The 1,444-nt window shown below is 44.7% G+C and carries 1 protein-coding gene; it reads right to left on the bottom strand.

The window, feature by feature from the left end:
• Position 1: 1 nt before the first annotated feature.
• A partial coding sequence (locus RRF55_RS27095) for a GDSL-type esterase/lipase family protein (protein WP_439419200.1) occupies positions 2 to 1,444 on the bottom strand: 1,443 nt, incomplete at its 5' end.

Raw genomic sequence — 1,444 nt, 5'->3', positions numbered from 1 at the left:
ACTATTGCTCCAGAAAATATTTATTCAGTTGATTGAGGAGGAATCGAGCCCCGACATTGCTCAGATGTAGATTATCCTTCCATAAACCTTGAGCATTGCTTTTTGCGTAGGATGTATTCATAAAGTCATACATACTGTAAAACTCAACGCCTTCGTTAATGGCAACATCCCGCATAACGTCTCGGAAAGACGATAATGGGTTTGCGCCAGATGCATTGCATTGTGGAGGCGCAACCATAATTATTGAGCTGTCCGGAATGATCGCTTTCCAGGCTTCAATCCACGAAGACAGGCTGTCACGGAATGCCTGAAGGGTAACGCTGGTTCTGAAATCGTTGGTTCCGATAATCATTATCAACAGATCAGGGGCTACCACTGCGCCTGTCTGAGAGAGAAAAGGGAGAGTTTTGATGTACTGCGGCGCTGTTATGCCACCATTACCCATCTTATTGATCTCGACCCCGTTCCCGGTACCCTCTGAGTAAAATCCGTAAATCACAACAGTGCCTGCGTTTACAGCAGAATCAATACTAATCGTCGTTGCAACGGAAACATCAAGCCCCGAGATTGTCACACTGACAATTTTATTTGTCCCGGCACCAGTAACTATTACTGGCGTTCCTCCATTTAATGAGTAGCGGAACGCCCCGTTATTATCGTAGTAAAAAATTTGCACAGACGATGAAAACAGATTACTTAGCGTTAATGTTGAAGTTGTTGTGTTTGTGTAAATGTACATCCCGTCCATCGCGGTTGGGAATGCCGGGACCGCATTACCTGATGCATCGTAAACCGCCCAGCCATTACGGTTTAAAACAATTCCATTTATCTGGTTGGGGTTGTCAATATTTAACTGAATCCAGCCATCTCCTGATTTACCATATTTTGAATAAAAAAAGTCAGCAAACACCTGTGGAATAGTATTATGTTCTGTCCATGAATCACCTGTGAACCCAATTTTCAATTTAGAAGGCAGAGATAATTCAAGCTTGGATTTTTTTGCCCGGAATTTCCAGGCAGTGGCCCCAGTAGTATTAAGAACTTTTTTCTGCATGGCGCTGTTAAACTCATCATTTGTCAGCACCCCTGCAAGAAGACCTTCATGTAGCGCCACCGCATTTAATTTTCCACCTTCCAGCCAGACAGGTACATTCCCTTCATCGTCGTGGAACAGAGGGACTTTTCCCGGAAAGCTAGTGTCAGATACGTCACGAAGGTTATCATCCAGCGCCACCGCATTTAATTTCCCGTTTTCGAGCCATACCGGGACGTTATCGTCTTCATCGTTAAACAAAGGGACTTTATTAACTGAGCTTGAGACGTCCGGTAACCTGTCCAGAATTTTTTCATTAACCCCTATTTCTGAAATCATTTTCCGTCCGGTAGGTTGCAGCGTCCCGCTAACGTTCATCACCTCAACCGCAAGAGCGCTGTCATCCGGGCT

Source organism: Klebsiella sp. K47 (assembly GCF_051858335.1).
GTDB lineage: Bacteria > Pseudomonadota > Gammaproteobacteria > Enterobacterales > Enterobacteriaceae > Klebsiella > Klebsiella pneumoniae.
The sequence above is the reverse complement of the archived record's forward strand: the minus strand, read 5'-3'. Positions and strand labels throughout refer to the sequence as shown.